The following is a 6,170-nucleotide window of genomic DNA, read 5'->3' as shown; positions in this document are numbered from 1 at the left end:
GCTGGTGCCGTGTTCGGCGAGCCAGGTCAGAGATGCGAGGACCGCGCCGGTGTCACCCCGCCGGGATGCGACGCGGACCGTGCGGCGTGCCAGCCGGCGGATCTGGTTGCGCCTCGCGGCAGTCCGCCGGGCCTGTCGTTCGGCTGCGGCCCTCCGCAGCAGGTAGGCGGCGCGGGGACTGACACGGTCGCGGACATCGACGGACCAGGCTGCGGCGGTGCTGGGCAGGTATCGGAGCCAGCGGCGCCAGCCGAACGCGGCCGGCGGATCGGGTAGGAGCCTGCGGCGGCGCAGTTCGACGCGGTGTCGGGCACCGCTGCGGATCTCCCAGACCACGATCCCGGCGAGGGACAGGACGGCGAGGAGCCCGGCGCCGACGCGGCTGGCATGTTGGTGGCCGAGGTAGTTGATGCCGGCGGCGATAGCGGCGCAGAGCCAGGTCAGGGCGCGTGGGGTGCGGGCGGCTTCCCCAGCGAGGCGCATCTTCTGCGCGGTCAGCGCCATAACCAGTGCCAGACCCTCGATCGCGACGGCGACGACGATCCCAGCGAGCATCGGCCAGCCGCGGGCTTGGGCTGCGGTGATCTGTCCGTAGACGGCGCCACCGACGGCCAGCAGGTACATGGTGGCGGCGTAGACGTCATCGGCGTGCCCCCGCACGTACCCGACGAGCGAAGCGGCTCGGTGCCGCCAACGCGCTGCCCGCTGCCGGGCGGCGCGGGCGCGGGCCTCGCGGCGGGCCCGCTGATCGGCGGCTCTCTCCTCGGCCTCGCGGCGCTGGGTGGCGCGGGTCTGGGCGGCGAGGTGCTGCCGCCGCTCTGCTGCCTGGAGTTGACGCTGCATCGCGGCGTCAGCGGCGGCGATCCTCGCTTCCTCGGCGGCCTGGGCCTGCTGGGCGGAGAGGACCTGGCGGGCCAGTCGCCGGTCGCGGCTCGCCAGGTGCGCGACGGCCTCCAGGTCGACGCTCACCGGACCCGCCCTCTCTCGCCAACGGCATCGCGGTAGCTGTCGAGGGGAGTCACCGCGGCCCCTGCGCAGGGAAGTCCGCCAGGGTGCCGCGGACGATGGTCGTCGGGTGGTGGGCGCGGGCGAGGAGTTCGTAGACCAGGTGCGGGTGGCCGCCGGCGAGACGGAACCCGACCTCATCGCAGGCCGCGCCGCGAACCGGCCGCCGGACCTCGCCGGGTGCCTGGACAGCGATGACCCACGTACGCGCCCGGTTGACGTCGTAGGTCAGCTGATACACGGCCCCGTCGTCGCCGACCACGGTGAGCAGCGCAGGTCCGTCCGTGGTGAACAGGATTCGGTCGACGCGGGCAGGACCGTGCGCCAGGGCCGCGCCGACGGCGAGACGGAACTGCATCCAATCCATGATCACGAACGGCTCCGTGTCCTGCTGTCGGGCGTCGTCGGATCGGGAGCGAGGAGATGTGTGGTTCATGAGGATGGCTCCTGGGCGAGTACACGGCGCGCGCCCGGACCTGCGAATGGGTCCGGGCGCGCGAATGTGCGAGAGAGGTGGTTTCAGGCGGTGGTGGCGGCGAGGTGCAGGGCCTGGACGGCCGTGGCCTCGAGACCGTGGGCGGCATCAGCGTCGGAAAGGGTCTGGGCGACGGAGGTGACGGCGTGCATGACCCCACCGGCGGTGGGGTCGGCACCGGCGATGAAGTGGGCGAGGATGTCGCGTTGCTGCTCCTCGGAGTACTTCAAGCGCTGCCCGACGATCTTGAGGGTGGCGTTGGGGTCGGTGACGGGGGTGCCGGCGGCGGTGTCGAGCTCGCGCAGAACCTCGGCGATGTAGTCGGCGTCGAGGAAGGCGGTGACCGCGTCGGTGGTGCGGGAGGTGATCAGGTCGAGGGTGCGGCGGGTGGTCTCCTCGGAGGCGGTGACGACCCCGTCTGAGCCGGTCATGCGGGAGCCGATGTGGGTACGACGCAGGGCGTTGCGGCGGATGACCATGCCGTTGCGGCACACCTCGAAGCGCACCCACGGAGCGATGCTGAACGCACCCGCCCCGGTCTCCGAGTTCGAGATCAGGAACCCGGCTGAGACGATCGGCAGTTCGGAGCCGGCCCGGCCGTCGAACGGGGACCGGTAGCGGGCCAGCAGGCGGGGCGCGGCGACCTGCACCTGAGGGGAGTAGACCCGCAGGTACATCCGCCGGTCGGTCAAGTCGCAGCCGGCGAACTGGACCCGCACGTTCGCGCGCCGGATCCCGTCGAGAGCGGCGAAAAGGACATCGAGGTTGTCGATGCGGTTGTATCGGTCGGACAGGACCGCTCGCACAATGCCGCCGCCAGTGTCGTTGCGCAGGCAGCGGATGAGGAAGCTGCGGGGGTCGCGGGCAAGCCAACCGTTGACGTTGTCGTCGAACAGGTCGGGGTGTTCGGCGGCGAGGCGCCGTAGGTACGCGACGGGGATGCCGAGCTTGTCGGCGAGGCCGGCGGTGGCGACGTCGTTGACTGTGTACGTGCCGGAGGTCATCGTCACCCCCTCCGGGCCGAGTTGCGGCTCGGTGCCGTCCAGGACGAGGTTGCCGGCGACGGCGCGCATCCGCCCGGCGCCGGCCTTGACGTCCAGGGCCCGGGTGGACTGGTCGGTGAGCATGCGGCGTAGCTGGTCGAGGTCGATGTTGCGGTGCGCCGGAACAGTGATCATCGAAGACATGAGGGATGGGTCCCTTCGAGGAGAGTCGGGGGGTGGGGACTTCGTTGAGGGAGTCAGCGGGCCCCGTCAGCGGTGGTTATGACGGCTAGGCGTAGTCGCTCCCACTGCTCGGGTCCGATGGCGCCGAGCGCGTGGGCCTCGTCGAGGAGGTCAAGGGCGGCTTGGGTGTCGCCGGCGGTGAACGCGGCGTCGGCGGCGCGGAACGCCGCTTCGCCCTGCTCGCGGCGCAGCTGTCGCCACTGCACGGGGTTGCGGGCCGGCCCAGCCTGGATCAGCACCTCGGGATGGGTCCGGGCATGGGCGTAGATCCACTCCCACTCGGCGGGGGTGGCGTTGACGATCTCGGCGACGTACCGGCAGCCGTCGCCGGTGACCCGGTGATAGCCGGGTCCGTACTCCTCGAACGCCAGCAGGATCTCCCGCTGGCGGATCAGCGCCAGACGGCGCTCAGGGTCATCGACCTCGGACACCAAGTCGGCGTCAGTGGACACGGGGCTCCAATCGGAAATGTCGAGAGCTGGCGCGGTGAGTGACCTCGCTCCGCTGCGGTGTCGGGTTGGCACGCGAGTCGGCGGGGGCCTACGCGCAATGCGTGGACCCCCGCCGATAGCGGATCTTCAGATCAGGACTCGCCGCTCACGGGCTCGTCGTCAAAGGTCTGCTCCTCGACGTCGGCCAGTTCATCGGCGTCCGAGAGGTCATCGGCCTCGGGGCCCGTTGCCTCGGGCTCGGGCTCCTGCGCGGTGTGTGGTGCGGCGAGCACGTCGTCGTCCGCAGCGACGCCGTCGGCCTGCTCGGTCTCCGCATCGACATCGGCGAAGTCGGGATCCTCGGCGTCTGCGGCCGTGGACTCGTCGGTGTCTTCGTCGTTGGGCAGCTCGTCCTGCGGGTCACGGCCGAGCGAGTCCCGCAGCGTCGTCTCCGTCTCGGAGAGGGTGTAGCCGTCGGCGACGAGCTGGTCGAGCCACGCCACGGCCGCCTCGTCATCCAACGCCCATGTCTCGTCGCGGGCCGCGTAGCCGAGGTTGCGTTCCTGGACGCAGATCCACTGCGCCACCAGGCAGCGGCGCAGCTTGTCCTCCCGAGCCATCGCGGCTGCGGCACCGTCTACGCCACCAAGAGTTGCGTACAGGCCGTCGACGTCGTGGAACCGCAGCCCGTCCACGACGGTGGCCCGAAGCGCCTCCAGGAAGAGCCGCTTCACCGCCCGCGCCGACCCGTATGCGGTGCGGTAGAACTCCCGCCGTACCTCCGCCGCGACTGTCAGACCGGCGAGGTACTCGGCGCGGGCCTGCTCGGCTGCCTCCCGGCGGGCACGTTCTTCTTCCGTGACGCCCCGACGACTGCCGTAGCTCAGGCGCTGGTAGCCATGCCGGTCCGGCTCCGCACAGTAGAAAGTCGTCTGGGCATGGTCGCCGATCTTCTCAACGAACGCTGCGAGCCCCGCCAACGTGGGAAACATCTCTGGGGCGAGCGGGTTGCCGTTGGCGTCGGCGAGCTGCGTGGCGGCCACGGCCGTACCGCTGTAGGGGTAGCCCTTCGGCTTGGACGTCACCTTCACCCCGGCGAGCACCAACTCCGCCTTCGCCCGCTCCTTCGCCGCCGCGAAGGTCCGCTTCGAGCGCTCGGCGGCGATGGCGTGCCGGAATCCCCAACCCGACCCGGTGCCCTTCAGGATTCGATCCAGGGCAGCCGGATCCTCGGTGAATTCGGTGAGCGCGGAGGCGTCTTCCAGTGTCAGGGTGCCGGCGTCGGCGGCTCCGCGCGCCGCCTGTGGCAACTCCCGCAGCTTCAAGGTCTGCTTCACCTTGGCCGTCGGGATCGCCCGCACCGTGGCGATCTGCTCGGGCGACCAGTCCAGCAACGTCAGCTGGTGGAACGCCTCAGCCTCCTCGGTGGGGGTCAGCCCCACCCGGTGGCCGTTCTCGGCAAGCTGCGCGACGATCTGCGCCGCCGCGCCCTCGTCGGAAGCGACCCATACCGGCACATGCTCCATGCCGAGCTCGATCGCCGCGTACTTCCGGCGATGCCCGATGATCAACTGAAACGCGTTCGGCTGGTCCGGAGCCGGGATGGCTACCAACGGGCAGAGGACTCCTACAACCGTCATCGAGGCAGTCAGGTCGCTCAGGTCACCGACGTCCGTGCGGAGGTTACGCGGGTTATCGACCAGGTCACGAGGGTCGAGGTACTGGGCCCGGAGTGTAGGGCCCGCAGGGTCCGCAGAGGCTGTGGCCTCGGCGATGCTGATTTCGTCCGATCCGGGTCGGGACAACAGAGTGGTCGTCATTACAGAGAACGTCCTTCCAAACCAAAAGGACGCCCTACCCGGCGCGGGAACGGCCGGGTGGGCGGTGCTGGCCCGATCCGCCCGGCCGGCCGATCGGCGCAGCCCCGCACAGGCCCACCCACGCTCCGTACGACGCGCAGACGCGGCTGCGTCGGTGGGCCTTGCGGGGCCAGCCGCTGCCGGTCAGGATCGAGGGTCAGCAACCGCACCCGCGGCCTCCCGCCCGAGTGCAGGTCAACGTCAACGACGAAGCTGCGCGAAGGCACGCCGCTATCACCGGGGGTCTGCCGGGCCGAACTTGGGCGCGGTCAGCGGGTGCTACGGTCGGAAGGCGGACCTGCCCCACGTTTGTGGATCGGCAGGTCCTGCTTTTTGAGCCCGCCGCCGCTGACGTGTCCCCGTCGCCCGGGGTGAGTGTCTAACAGCATTGGATGCTGCTGGTCGTTGCTGCGACGCGCGCTAACTCGCAGTGACCCGATTCTGTGCGGAAGGCATACACGAGCTCTGGGAAAAATCCTTGGCCCGATCCGGCGGGCCGGCCGATCGGCGCCGACCCGTACAGGCCCATCCGGCGATACCTGCGAGGCACTGAACGGCTGGGACAGCGGGCCTTGCAGCGGCCAGCCGTGGCCGGCCATGATCGAGGGCCAGCAACCGCAGCCCCGGCCAAACAACGCCAGGCACGCCGACGGGCTCCGTGGTGGTGCGGAACTTGTTCGGGTAGTCGAGGATTTGGGTCCGAAGCGGAGCCCGCCAAACCGTGAGCCCGCTGTGAGCCCGGACGTCTTTGGACGCCGTGACACGTGCGCGTACAGCCGAGGAGCGGCAGGCATGTCCACCTGGACAGATAGACACACCTGCCGATTGCCGATCACCATCAAGCCTGGCTGGCGTCTAACTCATAATCCCTCGGTCGCGGGTTCGAGTCCCGCCCGCCCCACCAGCCGTTTTCCCTGGTCAGCCATGCTGCCGACGACCCGGGCGAACCGCGTCGAGGTCCGGACCAACACTCTCAGTCCGCACTGAGTCCGCAGCACGACCCGCCGCCCGGTCGAGTCGGTCCGCCACCTGGTCCAGGTCGTCCTCGGCGGCCATCAGTACTTTCCCCGATAGTCCACAGTTGGAGTACTAGGAACTCGGCGTGTCAGTCCCGTCGCATGGGACACCGATACCCAGCTGCACTTGTGCCGTCTGCCCCCGCGACCGAATTGTC

The 6,170-nt window shown here is 70.0% G+C and carries 5 protein-coding genes; all 5 read right to left on the bottom strand.

Translation table 11 applies throughout. The features are described from left to right. Positions 1 to 969 (bottom strand): DUF2637 domain-containing protein (locus DLJ59_RS25855; RefSeq protein WP_158630912.1); only part of this gene is annotated, 969 nt, incomplete at its 3' end. 49 nt (positions 970 to 1,018) lie between these two features. Then, a complete protein-coding gene (locus DLJ59_RS36455; RefSeq protein WP_158630911.1) occupies positions 1,019 to 1,441 on the bottom strand; it encodes a hypothetical protein in 423 nt (140 codons plus the stop codon). Between the two features lie 83 nt (positions 1,442 to 1,524). Then, on the bottom strand, positions 1,525 to 2,658 hold the full coding sequence (locus tag DLJ59_RS25850; protein WP_244236230.1) for a DUF932 domain-containing protein: 1,134 nt from the start codon (positions 2,656 to 2,658) through the stop codon (positions 1,525 to 1,527). 62 nt (positions 2,659 to 2,720) lie between these two features. Then, positions 2,721 to 3,137 (bottom strand): hypothetical protein, encoded by a 417-nt coding sequence (locus DLJ59_RS25845; RefSeq protein WP_148096968.1) that lies wholly within the window; start codon positions 3,135 to 3,137, stop codon positions 2,721 to 2,723. 152 nt (positions 3,138 to 3,289) lie between these two features. Beyond that, positions 3,290 to 4,957, bottom strand: coding sequence for a ParB/RepB/Spo0J family partition protein (locus tag DLJ59_RS25840; protein WP_124775368.1), 1,668 nt, complete (start codon positions 4,955 to 4,957; stop codon positions 3,290 to 3,292). Between the last annotated feature and the right edge of the window lie 1,213 nt (positions 4,958 to 6,170).

Origin of the sequence: Micromonospora inaquosa, assembly GCF_003857055.1 — a bacterium.
Classification (GTDB): domain Bacteria; phylum Actinomycetota; class Actinomycetes; order Mycobacteriales; family Micromonosporaceae; genus Micromonospora; species Micromonospora inaquosa.
Note: the sequence above shows the minus strand (reverse complement) of the source record. Positions and strands in the feature narration are given on the sequence as shown.